Here is a 22382-nt window from a genome sequence, read left to right as displayed (position 1 = left end):
TTACGCCGCCCGCAGCAGCACCATGCCGCCGCTAACGTGGACTAATTTCGCACCGCCGTTCTCAGACAGACGACAAAAGGTGTCAGATGTCAGCGATTCTTGACTCAACCAGCTCCAATTTCTTGGACATTAGCTTGGTGTCTGTCAGGCACTTCCACCCCAAACGTCGAGCATTTCCACCCCATTTCTTGCCGACCGCTCTCAGCAACTGTCGCCACCATTGCAGGTTTGACGGCCATCCTAATCAATGTCACCGGGTTCTGAGGCAGCGCGCCCCGAACCGGCCATCGCCAGCTGTTCGATTTCCTGATCTGCGAGCCCAATGCCGTGGTCGGGCGGCCATCCGGGGTCATGATGGCGGAACCGTGAAGCGAGCCGAGGGCCTCAAACAGGCCAGGGATCACCCGAGCGTCGCTTTGGTCGTCGGCTTCGGAGAAGTCGAACAGGCCGCCGGGATGCGGGATCGCGAAGCCGGATGACAGCGCGCGTTTCACGCAATAACCAGACCGAGCCGCGCCGCTGGATACCATTGAAGGCCGCGCGCTGCCGGTCCTGGCAGCAGAGAGAAAGAACCCCACGCTTGCTTGAGGCACCTGCTCCGTCGACCGGCTTGGGGGTAAGTACTGCAGATGTCTCAGCAGAGAATGGAAGATTATTCGATAGACGACACGAAATTCTTCCACTATGATGCCGTTTGCAGGCCGTAAAATACAGGGCATATATAAAAATATGGAAGATTCAGAAAAAAATAGGGAAGATTTCATCCACTTAGCACGGGTCGCGCTGTCTGATCGTCAGCAAGATGTGTATGCATTTCTTAACCGCCTTGCCAAACGGACCGAAGATCGCGACTTCGCGAACTCACTCGTGGAGCTGTTGCGCAAGCGCCCGACCCGTTCATCAACCCTGCGCCGCTCTCCTACCGTGGCGTTACCCGTAGATACGGATAGCCGATTCCAGCTGTTGCGGGCGGAGGAGCACCCGACTCTTCCGCATGAGCCCATTTACGCTGACGGCGTACGAGACATGCTCAAGCGCCTAGTCGATGAACGAAAGCAGCTCGAAGCGCTAACTGAGGCCGGTCTGGAGCCGACCCGTACAGTCTTGTTTACCGGACCGCCCGGGGTCGGCAAAACGATGGCGGCGCGATGGGTCGCTCGCGAACTGGACCGGCCACTTCTGATTCTGGATTTGTCCGCAGTGATGAGCAGCTATCTGGGGCGGACGGGTACAAATTTGCGTCACGTTCTCGACTATGCAAAGTCGATCGACTGCGTGCTTCTAGTTGATGAGTTGGACGCTATCGCCAAGCGCCGTGATGACGCAGCCGAGATCGGCGAGCTGAAGCGGCTAGTGACAGTTCTGCTGCAGCAACTGGATGACTGGCCGTCGTCAGGCCTTCTCCTAGCGGCAACCAATCATGAGGAACTCCTAGATCCCGCAGTATGGCGACGCTTCGAGGAACAAGTCGCATTTGGCCTGCCCGAACGTGAGGCGGCGCGCGCTTTCGTCAACAGCCTCCTAGAGTTTGTTGAGCCAAATGCGAGCGAATGGTCGGACGTTCTATCGCTCGCATTGGCAGGGCAATCTTTCAGCGACATCGAGCGCAAAGTGAATAGCGCCCGGCGCTCGGCGGCACTCAATGGGAGAAAGATCAGCGATCACCTGGCCACTCTGCTGTCGGCCAATGATTGCCCCAAGAATGAGCGTATCGACTTAGCAGTGCAGCTCGCCAAGTCTGGTCTCGTATCACAGCGGCGTGCGCACGAACTGACAGGTGTGGCACGCGAGACAATCCGCGACCGCCTGCGTTCAAAAGGTTTTCTAGCGAAAGATTTGGAGTGAGGCGATGGCGAAGCAGAACTTTCTTCTAGGTCGCGGCGAGCGCCTGACTTCGGATGTGACAATCAAGGGCGGGGGCGGCCCAAAGGCCGCGCCGTACACGTTCGAGGAGGCGAGACGCCGCTTGGTGCCAATGCTTGATCAAGCGGTCGTCGATCTTGATCGACTGCCGGCCGATGCCTATCCAAACGATCAAGCAATCGTCTCACTCACCCTCAACCCCGAGTACATTGCCAAGTCCTACTTCCCTACGGACCTATTGCGTGACGTAGGGATCGAGGTTGTTGGTAGCCGCCCCCGAAAAGTGAGGCCCGAGAAGCGCTCCCGTGACCGCGAGCCAGTCGATGCGATGACAACGGAATTATTCGCCCGCGGCTCGCGAGCAGCGCTGCGACATTGGAGCGAGGGTTTGTCCCACTGGGCGTCCAACCGCCGAGGCGCAGATGACCTAGGATCCATCGAAGCCATCGCCGCGCCGTCACCGCGCGACAAAATCAAGGGTAGCATGCCAAGTGAAGGTATCCTTCCCATGGAGGTCGTACTTCACGCGGACGGCATGGAGGGAGAGGCAGACATATTGGCTGTTTTCCAGCGGTTTTTGCGCTCCCGCGACATTCCTATCGAGTTCGGACGGCGCTTTTACGCCAAGGGCCTTTGCTTCTTGGAACTGGACGCTCCCGCCGAGCGAGTCGAAGAAGTCGCAACTTTTTCGACTGTGCGTGCTTTGCGCAAGATGCCAGAACTCCGTGTCCTGCGTCCAATGATACGATCACCTGGTCTGCCGACCGCCCGCCCAGACCTACCTGTCGATGCACCGATTTCGAACGATGTTCGCGTTGCAATCTTCGACGGTGGGGTGCCTGCAGGTCACCCGATCACGCAATGGGTTACGCCTTACGAACTACACGGAATGCGCCCGCCAAGTGGGGAGTTCCACGAGCACGGCGTAGCGGTTAGCTCGGCGGCTCTGTTCGGCACGTTGGATCCGCGGCGCCCAGCACCTCGGCCATTTGCGCCGATCGACCACTACCGGGTCCTCGACGACGATCCAGCCCAAAACCTTCATGAGCTCTACGAAGTTCTTGAGCGAATAGAGGGTGTTCTGTCTAGCCAGACCTACGACTTCATCAACCTGAGCATCGGCCCGAGTCTTCCAATCGAGGATGACGACGTGCACGCTTGGACAGCCGTCCTTGATGATCGCCTATCCAACACGTCCACACTAGCGGCCGTAGCGGTCGGGAATGATGGGGAAGGCGACGCGATCCTCGGCCTTGATCGCATACAAGTTCCAGCAGACTGCGTGAATGCCCTAGCCGTGGGCGCTTGCAACACCCCCGATAAGGATTGGCAACGGGCCCCTTACAGCTCCAAAGGGCCGGGGCGCAGTCCTGGCCTGATAAAACCCGATCTGGTCGGGTTTGGCGGCTCAATAGAGCGACCGTTCCTAGTATTAAGTCCCGACATGACCCCCGCCGTTGTCGGTACAGGAGGGACATCCTTCGCGACCCCAAGCATTGTACGCATGGCTAGCGGAGTACGGGCACATTTCGGCACGAATCTGAATCACCTCGCAATCCGTGCGCTACTCGTCCACACTGCCGAGCGCAGTGATCACGACATTCGCGAAGTCGGATGGGGCCGGGCAGCGCAAGAGCTTGACGACATCGTGCTGTGCGCCGATGATGAAGTCCGTATCGTCTATCAAGGGGAGATATCCCCGGCAAAATATATTCGCGCTGCAATCCCAGTTCCTGCTGGAGAAATTGCTGGCATGGTATCTCTCTCCGCGACGGTCGTCTATAAATCTCAGACGGACCCTCACCATCCAGGAAATTATACCCGCGCGGGCCTCGAAGTTACGTTCCGACCACATGACGAACGCTTCACCAGGGATGGGCAGGTACATCCAGACTCAAAGTCATTTTTCGGCTCATCTCCGAGCGGTGCCGGAGAGGACGAGCTTCGCCGTGACGCGATGAAATGGGAAAACTGCCTTTACGCGACTAAACGAATGCGAGGCAGTTCGCTGCTGAACCCAGTATTTGATATTCATTATAATTCGCGAATCGAAGGTCGGAACTTCTCGAGCGCACCGAAGCTGCCTTATGCGCTCGTCGTGAGCGTACAAGCAAAGGGCATAGCCGACCTATACGATCAGGTTGTGCGGAAGTATGCTACACAGCTAGAACCACTGCGACCGATACTCGACGTGCCGCTGCGCACATAGGAACATGTCCAGACACCATCACCACATTATCCGCGCGTTTCTACTTCCGATCATCACTGGTGCGCGCCCTGTCAGTTTGCGCGTATGCGCGGATTAGGATGCTTGCTACGGTGCGCGTGAACGTCCCTTATGCCACGGTGGCTCGACTAAAATCTAAACGGCGGGATCAGCTCAGATAATCTGTTCCGGCTTCGCTCTCATATAGCATCTTGATCGATGTCGCCGCCGCGACCGCAGCGCGCGTCGATGCCTCGGTGAGATCCAGCGCGCGAAACTTGTCGCCGATCTTGGCTACCGCCTCAATCCGTCGATACTGGCTTCCGAAGGCCTCCGCGTAGTCGGCCAGCCCCTTCAGCTTCGGAATCGCGTCACCGAACTGGATGCCGTGCGGGTCGATGATGTCGGCGGCGACCGTCCCGTCGGGCAGCCGTGCAAAGAATACGAAGTCTGGCCTGACGATCTTCGGGCTGCCGCCTTCCTCGTAGATGACGCCAAGCGAGTCCTGACTGGCGCGCGACGGATTGCGATACCAGCCGACCGTGCCTGCCCGCGCCAGCTCGGCCTTCACCACCTCGCCTTCCCAGGAATTGAAGTCCTCGGGGAAGTTGCCGTCGTCGTCGCACAGCAGGTGCTGGGCATACTGCGGCAGCGGCGTCTCGGTTCCATTCGCTTCGCGGAGCGTCGTCGGCTGCATCCAGGATGTCGGCCGTGCCAGATCGACCGGCATCGGCTCGGAGCTCATCTCGCGGATCTGGCGATAGACGTCCTGACGCTCGTCGGAGAGGCTCTTGATCTCGACCCGGTAGCGACTGAGCCATTGAGTCGCCAGCTTCTCGGTCTCGGCTTCAAGCGTCTCTTTTACGTCGGGAATCAGCCCCAAGGCCGCGATCATGACATGGGCGTCGATCAGCGCGCCTTCCAGGTCGTCCGGATTGCCTTCGTTCCGCGCGAGATAATCGCTGTAGGACGTCGCAAGATCGGGGCTGATCGCACGCCCGGCGCGGCGATACGCATCCTCGATCACGGCATGGTCCGCTTCCTCGAGGAAGTCGTCGAATGACACGCCCCCGCCCTTCAGGTCGGCCTTCAAGCTCTTGCCTTCGACGGTCAGGACCGACTTGCGGGCAGCTTCGATTTCCGCCTTGAAGCGCGCCCGGAGACCGTCGAGCACCTTGTGCATCTCCGCGTGGGCTGCCTTGCCCGCATCCGCCAGCAGACCATCCATGGCAAGTTCATGCGCCAGCGAAGTGAGCCGCTTCACAGGGCGGGCATGCCGCTTGGGCAAGGTCTGGGAAGGTAGCGAGAGGAACTTGTCCCACACGTCACCCGGGATGGTCGGGTTCGGCTTCAGCTCCACCGGATTGATCAGGACGCGACGGCCGGGCAGTTCGTCGCCTCCGTCCCCGCCCGACATCAGGGCCTTGGCGATATCCGACACCGATGCTTCGTCGAAGAATGGCAGCAGGCAGTCGACCGAGTTCAGCCGATCGTTGCCGGGAATCCGCCGCGCCAGGGGCGTGCGCACCATCCGGCCCAGAAGCTGGGTGATATGCGTCCTGTCCCGTGCGGGCCGGAACGAGACCATGACTTCGGCGCGCGGGCAGTCCCAGCCGGTGCTGATCGCATCCTTCGCGATCAAAACCCTGATCCAGGTCGATTCCTGCACACGTTCCGGCGAGATGTAGGGCACGGCATGGGCCCCGAAGGTCTGGGCGGTATGTTCCCCGAACACATGCGCCACCGCATCCTCGGGCAGGTCCGGCCATTGCGCATAGATGGTGTCGAGCGCCGCGCCGATATCGTTGTGATCGGGTGCGTTCGGCACCTGCAACACCATCAGCGGCAGAACGGTGTCGGCATCGTCCTGCTGCTGGCCATAGGCTTCCCAGGCGGCCGAGATTTCCTTCAGCTTATCGGTGCCGCGCCGGACGAGCACTGTATCGAACGCGCCTGCATCCGTGGGAACGTCGAGGATGATCGTGTCCTTCAGCAGGCCAGACGCCTGAACCTTGGCGGAATCCACCACCACATTGGGCAGGGTCGCGCGGCCCTGCATGTCGGACACCGCGGCGTTGAAACGCTCGACCGTGGCCGAGACGCCCCAGACGACCGGAATGCCGGGAACGGACCCCGAGCCGTTGATCAGCCGCTTGACGATGGTGGTCTTCTCGCCCGTGCCGGTCGCCGCGCGCATCCCGCGATGGGCCTCGTCCAGCACCAGGTAAAGTGTCAGCGCCGGATCGTCGATGGTGTTCTGGATCGTGTCCCAGATGGTGAAGGACCGGCTGTCGGGCATCAGCCGGATCTGGCCGTCCTTCTCGATCCCCTCGTCGTCGGGATCGTGCCCGCGAACCAGCAGGCTCGATTTGCCGAGCTTCTGCGTGTTCAGGAAATAGATCTTCCCCGGCTCCAGCGTCTCGCGCTGGAAGGTGTTCTGCACCACCACGAGGTCCGAAAGGGTCAGCCGGTCCGACGCTTCGAGCAGGCGGAAGCGCGACTGTTCGTTCAGCGAGGGATCGTCGCTGAACCAGATCACCACCGCGCCCGGATCGGGCTCGATGTCGTAATTGTCGTCGCCGTGGAACAGCGCCTCGAACACCGCCGCCGCCATGACGGTCTTGCCCGCGCCCGTGGTGGCGGTCAGCGAGAAGGCATGCCTGTCGCCGTCCTCGCGCCAGCGCCGCGACGCCTTCTTGAGGTTGACGAGCACGTTTTCGACGGCTTCTTCCTGATAATCCTTTAGCGTGAACTTCATGACTCAGCGGCCCATCGAGAAACGGAAGTTGGAGAGGTAGGATTCGTAGAGCCGCACGGGTTCGACATTATCCGGCAGCGCGCGGGCCACCGCCTGGAAGCGCCGGTCGTCGTCGGTGACGATATAGGCGATGCGCAGGCTGGGCTGGGCGGCGACCGCGTCGCAGAAGGTGCTTGCGTGGTCCAGATCGACCAGCAGGCCGTAGCTGTTGGCAACCTCCCATCCGGCGGCGGGCAGGTCGTCGATGCGTCGGCCTTCCGATCCGGCCCGCATCCACAAGAGCGGCGCGACGCGCTGGAAGGCGAGGTTGTGGCTGACGGCGACCGGGGTCTCATAGGTCAGGGTGAAGAACTCGGCGTTTTCCTCGAACCCCTCCGCCATCGGGAACTCGTCGGTGAACTTGTAGTCGCCCCTGATCTCCTCCCCGTCCGGGGTGCGGCCGGTGATGGCGGCACTGACGCGCGGCTTGGTGATATGGTCGCAGATGCCCCACTTCTCCCAATCCGGATCGCCCGGGCGCAAGCCCGCCTTGCGCAATGCGGCCTGTTCGTCGGCTGCCACCTCGTTGTTGGTGACCGAGATGCACCGCCGCCGCCCGCCATCCTGCCGGTTCAGCCGCATGACGGCATGGGCCGTGGTGCCGGAGCCCGAGAAGAAGTCGAGGATGGTGGCGTCGGGTTTGTCCGCGACGAAGAAGCGCAGGGCGTCCTCGACGGCATAGAGGGATTTCGGGAAGGGAAATTTCCTACCGGGAATGAGGAGCTTCTGGAGATTTGTCCCGCCTTGCTCAGCGTTATGCGACCCAATTCTCCATTGAGTGCCGGGGACAAATGTTGGCTGGTAGGCCCCATCATCCACGATAACCGAGTTATCTTGGCGACGGCCAACTATGGGAAATACGCCGTTGTCTACTTTGCTCTGCTCGCCCCTCTTGAGGTAGGTAATCGCGGTCCTACCTTCACGCCAGCCGCCCAATTTAGCATAACCCATTTTTATCAGCGCCCTCAGACTCTCTGCGCTATTCTGCCAGTTGCCTTCTGATCCGTCTGATCGGATAGGCCAAACAGAAAAGCTATCCTCAGGCGGCACAATATTATCCCAATCGTCACCAAAATAGGCATCACCGACCGAGTGGAACTCTGGCCCTTCATCACCAAGACGAACGAATACTGGGTAGAATTGATTGGGGCTGTCCTCACGTCGCGTATTAGAGCCTGAACGTAGAAGCTCAGCCCATCGAAGTCGCGATGCCCGCCGATCTTCTACAATTTTCCATTCATTCGACAAGGGCACCGCATTGGGGGCCGCGTCACCAAGCATAACAAAGAATAAATACTCGTCCGTTCTGCCAAATGACGATTGCCGTGTCGCACCCTTTGGGTTGATTGCGCTGGACACCATTTGAAATCTAGCATCTGGAAAAGTCTGCTCGATTAATAGCCCTAGACGCAGGTATTCCTTCTCGTCAATGGTCACTATCAGGACGCTATTTTCCGGGTTCAAGAGTTGCCTCGCTACAAGGAGCCTGCGCTCGATGAAGGCCAGCCATTTTGAGTGACGATAAAGGTCTTCTTCTCCGACGTAATCGTTGTTGTATTTCCAGTCCCGCGCCCCAGTATTGTAGGGCGGGTCGATATAGATCGCGTCGATCCTGCCCCGGTGCGTGTAGGTCAGGGCCTCCAGCGCATGGAAGTTCTCGCCGTTGATCACCGTGTGGAACGGCTTGTCGCCGCCGCGCTCCACCTTTCCGGTGCTGACAAGGCCGGGATAGATGTAATCGCGGAACTCGGCCACCACGACCAGATCGGCGACCGCAACCTCGGCCGTCTCGGGGGACTCCGCGTCGATCAGCGCCAGTTGAGCGCGTTTCGCGTTCCCCCTGCCGGCAAGCCGCGCCACGCGCCACAGCCGCTGGTCCCCGCGTTGAGTGGTGCCCCGCGGCGGCAGGATGCGCACCTTGTCGCCCCGCCGCACGGGCCGCCCGGGCAGTTCGACGCTCTCGGGCCGGTGCCGCTCGAAGTTCAGCCCGAAGGCCCGCCGCGACGCCAGCGCCTTGAACTCCCTCTCAAGCTCTTCCCCCAGCGCGCCGTCCCTGGCCTTGGCCCGTGCGATCAGATCCGTCAGACGAGACATGCCCGGCCCTCGTTCCCTTCAGTGCTACCGTGATGCCCCGCGCGCGACGTTCCGCACAAGACATCAGCGCGCCGGGCCGCGGGTGGCCGGTCGTGGAGCAAGGTGGTGGGGATCGCGTTCGCGGCTGTCATTCTATGCTTCGTCCTGTCAGGCGGCGACGAACTTGCCGAACGCCCTGCGAAAATGAGCTGACAGAACCGCCGTTTACCCGCGCAGACTAAACCGGGGGGCGAGGATGGCGCAAGCCGAATGGCGAACGCATTCCAATCCTCGGGCACTTCCCGCGCCAGAAACGATGGCTCCGTCCCGCCGGCTTTCAGAAGAGCGTCGACTGTCCCGTGTCGTCCACCCGCAAGACGCCGAGCAACTGCCATGTCTGGCGACGACTGGCCATGTTGCCTACACAGAACAGCATGCCTTTCCGCGGGTATGTTTCGTTGAACGTCTTGCTCATCCAGTCGAGCGTCGTCTGGTCGGTTCCCTCCCGTTAGTGGCCGTTGAAGAACATCGTCAATGTAAAGAATGCGTCGCGATCACAACCCTCGCTTCCGCTCTTCCAAGGCGACTCGATCTTTCAGCGCCTGCAGAATAAGTTCCTCGATTTCGCGCACGCGCAATCCGTGGTCCAATGCAAGGCGATCCACGAGCCAGGCGATTTCGGGGTTCTTCGGGCCATAGAGCGCCCAGTCTCGCAATTCGTGGCTGTCAGGATGGTGTGGTGTCGTCATGGTAATCCTCCCTGCTGGAATGCACCGCTGTCACGCAGCGGAATGTTCACGCCGAATAACAGGTCTGTCGGCAGCATTTCCTGATGATAGACGCGGACCATGCCGCGAGGGGTGTCCAGAGCCGGGATGCCGTCACGATCCAACCGACGGGCCAGATGCATCGGGGCCACAGCGTTTCGTTCCGCCAGCTGTCCAAGCGTAACATGATTGCGCTCGAAGCTGCGGAGGCTTTCACTGCTGATGTAGCCCTGCCGAAAGTTGGTGTCGGCATTGCGCTTCCTGACCTGCTGCAAAATGCCGACATCTCGCAGCGTTCTGACCGCGCTGAGGCTGATGCGCAGATATCTGGCTGCTTCGGCGAGATTTGGATCACCGTGACGGGGAGTGGGGACTTTCTGGCAAAACGCATCAGGCTGCAGGAACAAAGCCTGCAAACCCTTGCCCTCGCCTCTGGCAATCTGGCCCTGCAACTCGCCGCTGTGCCAGGCCGCGACGATTCTTGCGATACCGATCTTGCGGGAGGTGCTGAAGGTTTTCAGGGGCACAAACCCCGAGCCACCATCTGCAGCGGAAAGCGCCTCCACCGCGCGCAGCAGATCAGAGACTTCCGCCCGGTGAAGGTAACGGAGGGACGATCCGAAGCGAAGCGCCGAAAAAACGCCAAGCTCTATAAGCGACTTGACCTGCGAAGGTTGAATCCCAAGCATCCGTGCCGCATCTTGCAGATTGCACAGGCCCGCCCAAAAGCCCAACACATAGTCGAGATCGTCTACCGTAATTTCCGTAAGGGAACCGGCCTCATTGAGCGGAATCCCGGTGATATGCGCAAACAACCGCTTGAGGAAGGCAGTTCCCAGTTTCGCGCGTGCCCGGGCCTCATCGAACGTAATATGGGTGATCCCCGCTGGCCGTTCGCCGAGAACCTCCTGATCTGGCTTCACCGGATAATGCCGAAAAACGTATAGTCGAACCGCCGACAACATCTCTGTCAGTGCGGGGGTATCCTGTACGGTCCTGAGCCAGGCAAAAAATGGCCCGAGATCGGTCGAATAATATGGCCGGCCAGTTCGCGTCCGCCCGCGCAGGCAATCAAAAGCAGCGGCAAGAGCGTCCGGACCATTTCGAAGAACCTCAAACCCGTCATCGCAGGCGCGGCGTCCGCACTGGTGATCCACCGCTGACAGGTTTAGCGTCGTCTGTCCTGCCATCGTCAGACCAAGCATCAGGCAGGCACGGTGCAGATGCGTCAATTCGAGCGGCCGAAGCCAGTCATCCCTCGGACCTCTATGGATGCGCTCACGAATATAGGTTTCGAACAGGCTTTCATCCAGAATTTCCGGATCGCTGGCCGCCGAGATCAGAACTTGCTGGTGGCGGATAGCGAGCGACGCAACATTATAGGTCTCGTGGGCATGTGCCGCCGCAGGCATCTCGCAGAGCCTCGCGCCATGCACCGCGCAGCGATGCACGCAGGTGACGCACCATTCCAGGAGCTGAAAAACGCCAGAAGGTCCCTGTCCCTGCAGTGCCTCTGCGGCACAGATCGGACAAAGGCGGATGGTGGTGCGCCGGAACGCGCCGACTGAAGAGGTAGTGGCCCCGATGCGATAGCGCCCGTTGTCGAGCTTGCGCGGCGCCCAGAACCGCAATCCATGCAAATCCACGCCGGCCAAACGCGCCAGCGTCTGAAGCTGGTCGTCCTAACCCGAGCACAGGAACGGCCATCGCATCCCGAAATCCGAACAGAATTCTCGAGGGGGCGTCCCGTGATGCGCTGCCAGCCGCGAGACGTAGCTGGCTGGCATTTCGCCCAGCAGCAGGACGAGCGATCGGATCAGAGGTGCTCCGGTCATCGTGGTCCCCTCGGATCATCGGCACTGTGCATGGAATCATGATCCAGAACCTGCCGGGGGTCGATGCGGCGGAAGTCCTCGGCGATGAAGGGATTCAACCCATCGACCGCCGCCGAACGCATGTGAAAGACATCGGCGAAATGTGACAGGGACAGTCGTGCGTCCAGCCCATCGCGCGACAGCGCCATAGTGATGGCCTGCACCACCAGCTCGGCCATCAACCCGAACTCATAATCGGCGGCGTGGATCAGGCGCTGAGCGAAATTTTCGCCGGACAGATCCTCGTTGATGCCGATGCCTGCGCGACCGGTGTAACGTTGCACCAGATTGATGACGGCACCAACATTACGAAATTCGTTCAACCGGTCGATTTCGACCGGATAGAGGCGGCGGGCCAGCTGCGGATCCTGATTGATGAGGGTCTTGAACTCGGGCATGCCCGACAGGATCAGCCCCACCGGCCAGCGGCTGTTCTCCATCAGCGACTTCAACGTGTTCACCACGGATCGTCGCTCGTTCTCGGTTTGGAACCGCGTCAAATCCTGCGCCTCGTCGAGATGCAGGAACAGTGTCTGCCGGAACATCAATTGCTGGCGGACCATATCCCAGATCGTCGAGGCTGATTTGTCTCGGGACAGCGGATAGCCCGCCGCCTGCAGGACGGCGGTGCCAACGAATTTCATCGTCGCGGGCGACGGAACCTGCAAGCTGATCAGCTCGCAGATTTCCTGCGATGTATCGGTGCGGAGCAGCTCCCGATTGCTCCGGATCAGGTGCTGGATCGCGGTGGTCTTGCCGCTGCCCGAACGCCCGATCAGAACGATACCGCGCAGTTTCGAGGCGCTGCCATCGGCCATGTCGGCCCGCCGCTGCTCCAGCAGCATTCGAAAATACTCGTCGAGCTTGCGATAGGCGTCGTTCGGCACATAGGCTGCGCGCAGATCCTGAATGATGCGGCGCACATCGGTGCGGTCATTCGTCTTCATCGCTGAACCTCCATGTTTCCTGCGGCTCGTCGTCGTCATGTTCGGTATGGTCAGTTGGGGAACTCGATGAGGCGGTTCGGGCTGGGGGCCGCTGTAAAGGCGGAATGCTGTCCGACAGGAAGCCATCAATCTGTGGCCGGTGATTGTCCATGATGGGCCGGCCTTCCGCCTCGGCCTTCAGGTCGAGGCCGTAAAACGTCTCGGCTTCGGCGCGGCGTATCTCGGCCGCGCTGATATTGATCGGGCCGAGACGGCGCCATGCGCGCTGGTCGGCATCAAGTTCTTTGATGCGGGCAAACGCGCGATCAACAACGTCCTGCCTGAGCCTGCTGGCGTCGCGGTTGCTCTGGCGGATTTCAAAGACCGCCTGTTCCCATGCGGCGACAGAGACGCCCTCCATCCCGTCGATAACGGCCGGAACCGAGTGCCAGGCATCGCCATACCACACCGAAACATGCCCGAGATTTTCGGGGTCGAGCCGAATATCGAGGCTGTGCCCGCCGGAACGTTGGAAATGCCGGATCAAGCCCTCGGATTGGTAGTTGACGCCGCAGACCACCACACCATGTCGCCCCGGCTTGCGGTCGAGCTTGATACCGAGGACATGTCGCAGGCGATGCTGCCCGAGCGGCGGCGACCAACCGTGCTGGGTGCAGAGTCGCGTCCAGGCATCGTTCGGACAGGCCATTTCCAGGCCGCGATGCGGTTTGTTGTGATAGACGTCCACGACAAAGCGCACGAGAGCCTCGACAATGCTCTCAGCCGTATGCACCGTATATTTCTCGGAGGGATAGTCACCACGCTCGGTCGGGTTCGAGAACGTCCGCCCGGTCAGCAGCGGCATCAACATGGTGGCGAGCGTTCTGAAGACGCGCTCGATTCTGGCCCGCAGCTTGGGCACCCCTGCGACCGCGACCGAATAGCCGATACCCAGATCGGCGAGAGCTGCCTTGAATTCGGTATCGACGAGGGCAGCGCCGTTATCCACGACGACATGAAACAGATGCCCGTGTTGAACCCAGCCGGTTTCGCACCCCAGCCGGCGCGCGATGGCGGTCTTGTCGCGCATCGCCATCCAGATCGTTGCCAGCGCATCCTCGACACAGGGCGCTTTCGACAGTTTCAACGCCAGAATGCTGCGCGTGGCGGCATCGAAAGCGACACAGACCCAGTATCGTCCGAGCGCGAGATCACGCAGCCTGGTGTCGCTGATATCGTGGCCTCCTGCGGCGAGGATCGCCATCAGGTCGATTTCCCATTCATCCATCTCGATGCGTTGAAGCGGCACATCGACCGGAAGACCCGCACCGTAACCACCGAGGCGGTTCTTGGCCTCGGCAACGCCATGGCGCGCGGCGCAAAGTTCGAACTTGTCGATTTCCACCAGTCTGCGCCGGACAGTGCTTTCGGATACCTCCGGCATGGGGGGCAATCCGGCAGATCCAGCATCCGCATTACACCCGCGGATTTCAGCATTGATTGCCCGATGCAGTTCGGGAGCAAAAATCCGGTTGGGGTGCAGGTAATCCGCAAGCTTGCGTTGCAGGATCGTCTCCTGGTCGCGACCAATCTTGCGGGCATTGACGCCGTTGAACCGTGACTTCTTCACCAAGGCCATCGGATCGCGGGTCTTCTCCCAGACCCGAACCCATCCCATCAGGCTTGTGCGGCACGGGGCGGGCCTGAAGATCACGTCCGGCAGGGGTTTGCCATTCGTGGTCTGGCGCATCTTCTCAATGACTCGCTTTTCGAGTTCGGAGATAAAAGCCGAGCAGGATCGATCCGACCGTGAGACCTCGCCGCTGGCTTCGGCCGCGAGAAATGTTTCACACCAGTCGATCTTCCAGAACACCAGTTGCTGTTCCGCACGCGACAGCAGGGACAGCAAGCTGCGTCCTGCCATGGCGCGACGTGCGGCCTGACGACTGCCGAAATAACCGTATTCCACTTCGAAATTGCCCGAGTTGAACTGCCCTATCAGTTCGAGGTGGCTCAGGCTCATCGGCGGAGCCTCCCCGCCGAGCGGGCGCAGTTCGACGACATGCGGATCGATGCGCGCGACGACGCAGAGGGTGCCCTGCGCGATGACCGCATCGGCGCGGGACAGGCGCAGCATCGTCATGGCCAGTCCTCCGGCGGCAGCAGGACAGTCGCAGATGTGATGCGGCTATCGAGATCGGCTCGGGTCAACCCAGCATGGATGGCCCGGACCAATGCGCGGAATGCCCGACCGCCCAAGCGGCTGTCGGCGACGACATCCGCGATGCGGAAGGGCTGCTTCTGCGCCGCCAGCATATCCCCGACAATCCTGTCCGCTTCCGGATCGGGGCACGCGCGGAACATCTGCAGCAATTCGGCATTATGCACCACAGCAGCGGGAAGGGTCTTTTCCGTGACCAGAACGACTTCATCGGCGAAGCGGGGCGGCAGGTTCGTGCGGATACGGGCAAGCGTATCGCGAAAGCCAATTCGCTCGGTGCGCGCCTGTGGCTTGACAGCAATTGCGACACGACGGCCATCGTTGAACTCGGCCAGATAGTCGAAGACGTGATGGGCTGTCCGACCCCATTTGTCCGTGAAGGCGATTTTCGGCGGCTGGTCCCACAGGTTCCACAGATCATTGCGCGCCAGCAATAGCAGCGCCGTCTGACGTTCCAGATTGCTCTCATAGATGATCTGGCGGGGTCGGGCCTCCGCCGGAAGATGAGCCAACAGAAAGCCGCGCGAGCTGGATTTGGACCGTGCCGGAAAGCTGCGCGTTCCAGTGCTGCGCTGTGGAGGCTGCCAGGGCGTTTTGTCATCGTCGTCGGACATGTGTCATCGGCCAGGTGGCCAGCGCTCGCCGGCCGCCAACGGCCCTCCTTCATGGATTTGGGTGTGCGGGACCGGCGCGCCAGATCACCTGCACGCTTGACCGGTCCCGGAATATGGGTCATGAAAGAGGTGTATCGGGCTTCACTTGATACACCGAAGAAGGCCTTGAGGGTTGCCGCCCTCTTGGCCTTTTCCTTTTCTAGGTCATGGTTCGCCTCCCTGATAACGATCCGGGAACAGCGCCTCCGGCGTGGTGCCGATGGCGCCGGCAAGTGCATTTTCGATTCTGCGGGAGCGATTGCAGCCTTTTCCCACCAGCGTCAGCGCCGCATCCGACACGCCGAGTTCACGGGCGATACGGGCCAGCGAAGTGCCCCGAATACGCAGCTCGGCCTTCAGGCGCTCATGCGCATCCAGATCTTGTTTCGACGGCGTCCGCATCAGCCGGTGCCTCCATATCTCCTTCGTCGGGCCGCTCTCCCGACATCAGACAGCTAAGGAAGCAAAGCGCGGTAGGTCAATATCAACGCCTTGTTTAATAAAGAAAATAACCGGCACGAACGTGCTGATCGGTCCGGTACGTTCGTGCTGACCCGATAATTCCTCCAAAGAATCAGCGCGTTTGAAAGCAAAGGAACTTAAGCTCTTGCGATGCAGAAATCTTCTGGTGGCCGGGTATCATGAGCAGGCAGCGCGCCGACTACGAGAGAATCGTCCGCACGGTCGGAGCCACGCGGCTCCGCGCGATTCGTGCAAAGGCCGGGCAGAGCCAGGCTGAATTTGCCGAACGCCTCGGCTTGGGCGTAAAAACCTACGGCAATTACGAGCGCCAGCAGCGGGAACTGCCGCAATCAACACGGTTGGCGATTATCGACAAAATCGACGCAGATCCGCTTCCGGCCGAGGCACTGTATGCGGCTCTGCGTGGCGAGCCCATGCCCACGCCCGGAACAAAGCGAGTGAAGAGCCGGGAAGGCGCGTCCTTCTGGGCGACTCTTCGCACCGAATGTCGCGCGTTTCGCGAGCAAACCTACTCTAAGCCCGCGCGCGTCATGCTGTTCCTGCGCGACCATGTCTACGTCGCCGCAACGGCCTATTTTTCACTCAAGAACCTTGCGGTCATGGTCGATATCCCCTTTGGCGTCGAGGTAAACGGGGTCGATTGGGTGCTGCTCGCCTCATTTGTCGTCATCATGATGCTGCTCATCCCCGTGATCAGCGGCTTTCCGGCAACAAAGGTCGCGCGGCATCTTCTAGGGCGTTCATGACACCGACATCACCAGGATCGGGAAACTGCAAGCCGGATGCGCGCATGTCGCAGCGCCAATAGATCCGGCTGAGGCCGGGCGGCATGGCAACCATTGAGACACCGGCGTTTCTCAGCCGGATCGCCAATGCGCCCTGTGGTGTGCGCACCAGCGCCGAAAGCTGGCCGATGGAAAGGAAGACATCTTCGAAGGCTGCCAGAGAGGAGGAGTGCACCACAGCCATGCCTGTGCGGCCTGCATCGGATATCCTACCCGCACACAAAAAACCGTTCTCGATCAGATAGAAAACCGTCTTTGGCGTGATCTTCAGGCGTTGTACGACGGCTGCCACAGCGAGCGCGGCGTTGTCCCTATCGCCAAAATGCTGGGGGCGACCGGTTTCATTGTTTGCCGCCAACCGGCCCCATGATCGCAACATTCCGCCGTCGAACAGAGGCTCACCAGCGAGCGTGATCAACCTTGGGGTTATGGTGCCAGTCTCGATCTGAGCGAGCACCTCTGCTTGCGACAGCCCGAGCAGCGTAGCCGCCGCCTCAATATCGACAAGCTCGCTCAACTCACGCTGCAACGCATCCACCATTGCCGGCGTCACGAAGCCCTTGGGGCACCATTTACTATCGCCCGCATGATGCGCAAGGCCCCGCCGTTGCATCAGATGCGGCAGGTTTGCTGGCATATCGTTCAGCGCCATCCCATCAGCGTCCTCGCGCCGGTCCCCGCCCGATGAGGGTTTGCCCAGCACCAGAATCCCCCTGCGAACGACAAAACTGGCAAATATCCGGCAACGCACGAGATCGCGCAGCGGCTCAAATTCTTCGCCAAGGCCCCTACTGTTCAGCCATGTGGTGAACGGGCCATAAACCCGCGAGAAGAACCGGCGATCAACTCCCGGGCGGTACAGCATTCGCGCCATTTCCTCGGCCAGGGCATCCGCGCCCTGTCGTAACACCTCGAAACCCGACTGGCCGAACTGCGCCCATTCCGTCTCGCTGTGCCCACTCAGCTTGCTGTCAGGGTCTCGTTCACGCAACAAGCCGAAAACCTCGCAGGCGCGGCTGGCGACATTCAGGTCCAGTTGGTCAATCCACGCTTCACCACGTGCGCCAGCGACCCGGCGCCAGAGATATTCCTCAAATTCGGTGTGGTCTTGCGGCACAGGTTCCGCCCGCTCAATCAGCTGCCAGTGTTTCTGAATTTGCGACGCGAAATCATAGCCATGCAGGGTGAATGTTTCCGCCGGCAATGGCATCAAGGCGCAGTTATGCTCCGGACAGGACCGGATCGAAACAAACTGCCATGTGACCCGCCGAGGCGCGCGCCAGGCTTCCGCCGCAGACCCTGCATCCTGCCGGATGCAGTCCGGGCATATGCGGATCCGCGAGCGATGCAGCGTGTGCGTCGTCGCCACCTCGTCGCGCAGACGCAGGGCATTTCGCCCGAGATTGCGGATCGAGACCTGCCCCAACGCATCCGCATCGCATCCGGCGAGGCGCGCCAGGTGCTCGATGGCGTCACGGTCACCGCGCAGCAATGCCTTATAGGGAAACCCGATGTCGCGGCAGAAATTCGTAATCGAATCCGCACCGTGTCGCGTGCCGAGGCGGGACATGAGCGACGAGGCGGGTTCCAGCGGGTGATGCCGAGCCGTGAGCGGCAGAGGCTCAGGGGCATAAGCCCTCGATGCAGCGCCCGACGAACTGTGCAGTCGCACCCGATCACCCTCGCGATCCAGAAAACACGCCTGAGCTTAGAAGTGCGGGCTGATCAGCGCAATCAAGGCCGTTTGGGTCAGAAATCTGACCGAAAGCCAGAAATATCTGACAGATCACAAAAGGAGAAAATGGCGGACCCGGAGCGATTCGAACGCCCGACCCCTAGATTCGTAGTCTAGTGCTCTATCCAGCTGAGCTACGGGTCCGTCGTAGGGCGGGTGTCTAGGCCCCGCCGCAGGGGTTTGCAAGGGCAAAAAACACGATTCCGATCATCGGGCCAAATCACCCGGCGGCAGGTTCACCGCGCTGCGGCAGAGGCGCGGCCGGCGGCGACTGCGCCCAGATCGCGCGGGAGGCGCAGCATGAACTCGGTCCCGTCCTCATCGGTGCGCAGCAGCTCCAGCGAGCCGCCATGGCCGCGCACCAGATCGGCGGCGATGGCAAGGCCAAGCCCGGTGCCGCCCTTGCGGGTGCCGCCGGTGAAAGGCTGGAACAGGAATTCGCGCGCCTTTTCCGGCAGACCGGGGCCGGTGTCGCCGACGCGGATCCACCAGTTGTTTTCATCCTCGCCGGCGCCGATCTCGATGGTGCCGGGCTGACGGGTGGCCTCGATCGCCTGTCGGGCGTTGCGGGTCAGGTTCGACAGGACCCGATAAAGCTGGTCGCGGTCGGCGCGAATCATCAGGCTGGGCGGAACGTCGATGACGAACTCGATCTGGGCATCGCTGGCGGCCAGCGACTCCGCCTCTTCGATCTCGGCGGCAAGCTGGGCAAGGTTGAAGCGCGACAGCATCGGCGTGGGTTCCTCGGCCTTGCCGAAGGCCAGCGTGGTTTCGCACAAGGTCACCGCGCGGCTGATCGAGTTCACCAGCTTGGGGGCGGCGCGCCGGACCGCCGGATCCTCGCTGTCCTCAAGCCGGTCGGCGAAGATCTGGCTGGTGGTCAGGATATTGCGCAGGTCGTGGCTGATCTTGGCGACGGCCTGGCCCAGTTGCGCCAGCCGCTCGCGCTGTTTCAGGGCCGAGGTCAGGTTGGTCTGCATCTGCGCCAGCGCGGTTTCGGCGTCCCGCACCTCGGTCAGCCGGGCATCGGGGGTGATGACGTTGCGCGGATCGTTCGGGGCCGCCGCATAGGCGGTCATATGCTGGATGACCCGGCGGATCGGCACCAGAATCAGGCGCTGTGCCGCAAGGTTCAGGACCAGCGCCGTCACCACGGCCAGAAGCGCCGACAGGAACAGCAGATTGACCGCATAATCAATCATGCCGGTGCGCAGCGGCGCGGTGTTCATGGTGATCTCGATCAGTTGCCCGGCCTGCTTGACCGGCTCTCCGATCACCCGGATGACCCGGTCCTTGCTGTCGATCAACTGCGCCAGCGCATCGCCCGCCGCCTTGACGAAGCCTGATTCGCGCAGGTCATAGGTCGCCGTCACCGGCCCGGGGATGGGCGATGACAGCACAAGCTGCCGGACATCGTTGCGGCGCAGGACGACGTTGAAGACCTGGGCGTTCTGCAACAGCTCGGATTCCAGATCGGCCGCGATCGATTCGTCGGTCGCCAGCAAGGCGAGGCTGGCGATCTGCGCCCGCTCCAACCGGGATTCAAGGTAATCAAGCCGGTAATTCGTGACCGCTGGCACAAGGATAAGAACCTCGGCCATCAGGACCAGAAAGAAGGTCAGCAGCGCGAAGCGGCCGGATAGGGTATTCAGTACCATTCTAAACCAATAGTGCGACGGGCCGGTCAGCGAAAGTTGGTTCGGCCCGATCGCCGTATGAGTGCCTTGTGTCAAACATTTGTGAACAGGCGGTGGTTCCATCTATGGGGCAGGCAATTCAATCCGGCCACAAAATGCGGCGGACGGGGCACAGCGCCGTTGACAGGACCGACCGGCTGACCTATTGAGCGGGCTTCGAATAACCGACGCGTTCGCGTGGGGTGTCGTGAATCATGTCCGCCCCCAAACCTTGCGCGCCTGAGCCCGAAGGAAATACACCATGAAACGCACGTTTCAGCCGTCCAACCTGGTACGCGCCCGCCGCCACGGCTTTCGCGCCCGCATGGCCACCAAAGGCGGCCGCCGGGTTCTGAACGCCCGTCGTGCCAAGGGCCGCAAGTCGCTGTCGGCATAAGATCGCGATGACTTCCGCGGCTTCGGATCACCCGGGCGCCGCAGAATGGGGGTCGATGAACATGCCGCCGCCGCTGTCTTCCCTGCCCGAGCCTCTGGCCGCGCAACCGGAAGATGCGGCGGCGGTTTTCGTCGTTTCCGATGACAAAGCGACCGATGCCCCCGCCGCGCCCGACATCACGGTTCTGCGCCAGCGCGCCGATTTCCTGCGCGCCGCGAGCGCGCGCCGTCAGGGCGTGCCGGGGTTTCTGTTGCAGGCGCGACAGCGCGATACCGGCGAACCCGTGGCGCCGGGGCAGGTTCGCGTCGGCTTTACCTGTTCAAAGAAAATCGGCAATGCGGTCGTGCGTAACCGCGCCAAGCGCCGCCTGCGCGCCATCGCCGCGCAAATCCTGCCGGCCGCGGCGCGGCCCGGCTGGGATTACGTGCTGGTCGGGCGTCCCGGCGCGACGATCGACCGGCCCTTTGCCCAGCTTCTGGACGACCTGCGGAACGCGCTGTCCGCCATCCACAGGAACGGCACCCACAAGGACAGGTCCGTACGCCCGGGAACCGGAAAGGGCCGCGCGTGACGCCGCTTGCCCGCATCCTGTCCGTGCCCATCCACGCCTATCGCCTGATCGGCAGCCCTTGGGTGGGCCACGGCTGCCGCTTTCAGCCGACCTGCTCGGCCTATGCGCTGGAAGCGTTGCAGACGCATGGCGCCCTGCATGGAAGCTGGCTGACGACGCGGCGGATCTGCCGCTGCCACCCGTGGGGGGGTGAGGGCTATGACCCGGTGCCCCCGGCCCGGCGCGATGCGTAACCGCCCCCACGGCCTCTTCGCCGGCCTTGCGCTGACACTTGTTGCCGCCTGCGGGCTGATTGCGGTTTTATCATATGTTTTCCAACAGTTCTGGTGATAATCTGATGCTGGATGAAAGCGACGACCTGCCGCCGGATACGGAAATCCACCCGCTGTTTCGCGGCGCCCCCAGCTCAACCGAGTATCGCAAGCTGCGCAAGCGGCTGGTCCGCGAAACCCGGGCGGCGATCGAAACCTATGACATGATCCGCCCCGGCGACCGCTGGCTGGTCTGCCTCTCGGGCGGCAAGGACAGCTATACGCTGCTGGCCGTATTGCACGAGTTGAAATGGCGCGGGCTTTTGCCGGTCGATCTGTTGGCCTGCAATCTGGATCAGGGTCAGCCGGGCTTTCCGGCGACGGTCCTGCCCGCGTTTCTGACCGACCGCGGCGTCGCGCACCGCATCGAATATCAGGACACCTATTCCATCGTCACCGACAAGATCGCGCCCGGCGGCACCATGTGCAGCCTGTGTTCGCGGCTGCGGCGGGGGAACCTGTACCGGATCGCGCGGGAAGAGGGGTGTTCGGCCGTGGTGCTGGGGCATCATCGCGACGATATTCTGGAAACCTTCTTCATGAACCTGTTCCACGGCGGGCGGCTGGCGGCGATGCCGCCGAAGCTGCTGAACGAGGATGGCGACCTCAATGTCCTGCGCCCGCTGGCCTTCGTATCCGAAGCGGATTGCGAGAAATTCGCCCGCGCGATGAACTATCCGATCATCCCCTGCGATCTCTGCGGCAGTCAGGAGGGGTTGCAGCGCGTGCAGGTCAAGCGGCTGCTGGATGAATGGGAAAGCCGTTCGCCCGGGCGGCGGCAGGTGATGTTCCGGGCGCTGATGAACGTGCGCCCCTCGCAGATGCCGGATCCGAAACTGTTCGATTTCGCGGCGATTTTCCCCGATCCCGCGATCAGGGCGCAGATGCCCGACGATCCGGTGCCAAAGCTGCGCGATTCCCGGCCCGGGGACGGCACCCCGCCCCTTTCCGCTTGACGTTTCGGGGTGCGTTCTGTTCAAGCAGCGCCAGCGAAACGACGCAGATTCTGCATGGCCGCCCATCGGCAGGCCCGCGACTGAAAGG

Annotated in this window: 19 protein-coding genes and 1 tRNA gene; 7 read left to right on the top strand and 13 right to left on the bottom strand. The window is 61.5% G+C overall.

All coding sequences use genetic code 11. The annotated features are described in order from the left end of the window. Nucleotides 1-104: 104 nt before the first annotated feature. Nucleotides 105-494, bottom strand: coding sequence for a hypothetical protein (locus tag ACFSCT_RS10640; protein WP_379142596.1), 390 nt, complete (start codon nucleotides 492-494; stop codon nucleotides 105-107). Between the two features lie 235 nt (nucleotides 495-729). On the opposite strand from ACFSCT_RS10640, the gene ACFSCT_RS10635 reads away from it, so the two are divergent. Further along, a complete protein-coding gene (locus ACFSCT_RS10635; protein WP_379142594.1) occupies nucleotides 730-1845 on the top strand; it encodes an AAA family ATPase in 1116 nt (371 codons plus the stop codon). Between the two features lie 4 nt (nucleotides 1846-1849). Beyond that, nucleotides 1850-4072, top strand: coding sequence for a S8 family peptidase (locus tag ACFSCT_RS10630; RefSeq protein ID WP_379142593.1), 2223 nt, complete (start codon nucleotides 1850-1852; stop codon nucleotides 4070-4072). Nucleotides 4073-4238: 166 nt separating this feature from the next. Here the strand turns inward: ACFSCT_RS10630 and ACFSCT_RS10625 are convergent, their stop codons facing one another. The 9 genes from ACFSCT_RS10625 to ACFSCT_RS10585 all read right to left on the bottom strand — a co-directional run bounded on the left by ACFSCT_RS10625 (nucleotide 4239) and on the right by ACFSCT_RS10585 (nucleotide 15782). Beyond that, nucleotides 4239-6827 (bottom strand): DEAD/DEAH box helicase, encoded by a 2589-nt coding sequence (locus ACFSCT_RS10625; protein ID WP_379142591.1) that lies wholly within the window; start codon nucleotides 6825-6827, stop codon nucleotides 4239-4241. A gap of 3 nt (nucleotides 6828-6830) precedes the next feature. Next, the gene (locus tag ACFSCT_RS10620) at nucleotides 6831-8960 is read right to left on the bottom strand and encodes a site-specific DNA-methyltransferase (protein WP_379142589.1); all 2130 of its coding nucleotides are present in this window, start codon (nucleotides 8958-8960) and stop codon (nucleotides 6831-6833) included. Between the two features lie 533 nt (nucleotides 8961-9493). Next, the gene (locus ACFSCT_RS10615; RefSeq protein ID WP_379142587.1) at nucleotides 9494-9688 is read right to left on the bottom strand and encodes a hypothetical protein; all 195 of its coding nucleotides are present in this window, start codon (nucleotides 9686-9688) and stop codon (nucleotides 9494-9496) included. Beyond that, nucleotides 9685-11370, bottom strand: a complete 1686-nt coding sequence (locus ACFSCT_RS10610) for a TniQ family protein (protein WP_379142605.1) — start codon at nucleotides 11368-11370, stop codon at nucleotides 9685-9687. Before ACFSCT_RS10610 ends, ACFSCT_RS10615 begins: the two co-directional genes overlap by 4 nt. 18 nt (nucleotides 11371-11388) lie before the next feature. Further along, nucleotides 11389-11541: a hypothetical protein gene (locus ACFSCT_RS10605; protein ID WP_379142585.1), complete on the bottom strand. Its 153-nt coding sequence runs from the start codon at nucleotides 11539-11541 to the stop codon at nucleotides 11389-11391. Next, nucleotides 11538-12527, bottom strand: a complete 990-nt coding sequence (locus tag ACFSCT_RS10600; protein WP_379142583.1) for a TniB family NTP-binding protein — start codon at nucleotides 12525-12527, stop codon at nucleotides 11538-11540. The genes ACFSCT_RS10605 and ACFSCT_RS10600 overlap by 4 nt, the downstream gene beginning before the upstream one ends. Then, complete coding sequence (locus tag ACFSCT_RS10595) at nucleotides 12514-14649, bottom strand: hypothetical protein (protein WP_379142581.1); 2136 nt, start codon at nucleotides 14647-14649, stop codon at nucleotides 12514-12516. The genes ACFSCT_RS10600 and ACFSCT_RS10595 overlap by 14 nt, the downstream gene beginning before the upstream one ends. Beyond that, entirely contained in the window at nucleotides 14646-15341 is a 696-nt protein-coding gene (locus tag ACFSCT_RS10590; protein ID WP_379142579.1) for a PDDEXK family nuclease, read from the bottom strand. Before ACFSCT_RS10590 ends, ACFSCT_RS10595 begins: the two co-directional genes overlap by 4 nt. Before the next feature lie 204 nt (nucleotides 15342-15545). Next, nucleotides 15546-15782, bottom strand: a complete 237-nt coding sequence (locus ACFSCT_RS10585; RefSeq protein WP_379142577.1) for a helix-turn-helix domain-containing protein — start codon at nucleotides 15780-15782, stop codon at nucleotides 15546-15548. Nucleotides 15783-16021: 239 nt separating this feature from the next. Here ACFSCT_RS10585 and ACFSCT_RS10580 point away from each other — a divergent pair, with 239 nt between their 5' ends. Then, nucleotides 16022-16609, top strand: coding sequence for a helix-turn-helix domain-containing protein (locus ACFSCT_RS10580; RefSeq protein ID WP_379142575.1), 588 nt, complete (start codon nucleotides 16022-16024; stop codon nucleotides 16607-16609). Here the strand turns inward: ACFSCT_RS10580 and ACFSCT_RS10575 are convergent. The 3 genes from ACFSCT_RS10575 to ACFSCT_RS10565 form a co-directional block, all read right to left on the bottom strand. Next, nucleotides 16557-18320 (bottom strand): TniQ family protein, encoded by a 1764-nt coding sequence (locus ACFSCT_RS10575; protein ID WP_379142573.1) that lies wholly within the window; start codon nucleotides 18318-18320, stop codon nucleotides 16557-16559. The two genes, ACFSCT_RS10580 and ACFSCT_RS10575, sit on opposite strands and share 53 nt — an antisense overlap. Nucleotides 18321-18450: 130 nt before the next feature. After that, nucleotides 18451-18527, bottom strand: a tRNA-Arg gene (locus ACFSCT_RS10570). A gap of 92 nt (nucleotides 18528-18619) precedes the next feature. After that, nucleotides 18620-20041, bottom strand: a complete 1422-nt coding sequence (locus ACFSCT_RS10565) for a sensor histidine kinase (protein ID WP_379142571.1) — start codon at nucleotides 20039-20041, stop codon at nucleotides 18620-18622. A gap of 280 nt (nucleotides 20042-20321) precedes the next feature. Between ACFSCT_RS10565 and rpmH the strand changes: the two genes are divergently transcribed. The 4 genes from rpmH to ttcA all read left to right on the top strand — a co-directional run bounded on the left by rpmH (nucleotide 20322) and on the right by ttcA (nucleotide 22294). Next, nucleotides 20322-20456, top strand: a complete 135-nt coding sequence (gene rpmH, locus ACFSCT_RS10560) for a 50S ribosomal protein L34 (RefSeq protein ID WP_066013101.1) — start codon at nucleotides 20322-20324, stop codon at nucleotides 20454-20456. Nucleotides 20457-20517: 61 nt separating this feature from the next. Beyond that, on the top strand, nucleotides 20518-21027 hold the full coding sequence (rnpA, locus tag ACFSCT_RS10555) for a ribonuclease P protein component (RefSeq protein WP_379142604.1): 510 nt from the start codon (nucleotides 20518-20520) through the stop codon (nucleotides 21025-21027). Further along, the gene (gene yidD / locus ACFSCT_RS10550; protein WP_379142569.1) at nucleotides 21024-21260 is read left to right on the top strand and encodes a membrane protein insertion efficiency factor YidD; all 237 of its coding nucleotides are present in this window, start codon (nucleotides 21024-21026) and stop codon (nucleotides 21258-21260) included. Before rnpA ends, yidD begins: the two co-directional genes overlap by 4 nt. 104 nt (nucleotides 21261-21364) lie before the next feature. After that, on the top strand, nucleotides 21365-22294 hold the full coding sequence (gene ttcA, locus ACFSCT_RS10545) for a tRNA 2-thiocytidine(32) synthetase TtcA (protein ID WP_379142567.1): 930 nt from the start codon (nucleotides 21365-21367) through the stop codon (nucleotides 22292-22294). Nucleotides 22295-22382 lie beyond the last annotated feature (88 nt).

Origin of the sequence: Paracoccus pacificus, assembly GCF_042680785.1 — a bacterium.
In the GTDB taxonomy this organism is placed as follows: Bacteria; Pseudomonadota; Alphaproteobacteria; order Rhodobacterales; family Rhodobacteraceae; genus Paracoccus; species Paracoccus pacificus.
This window is presented reverse-complemented; position numbering and strand designations above follow the sequence as displayed.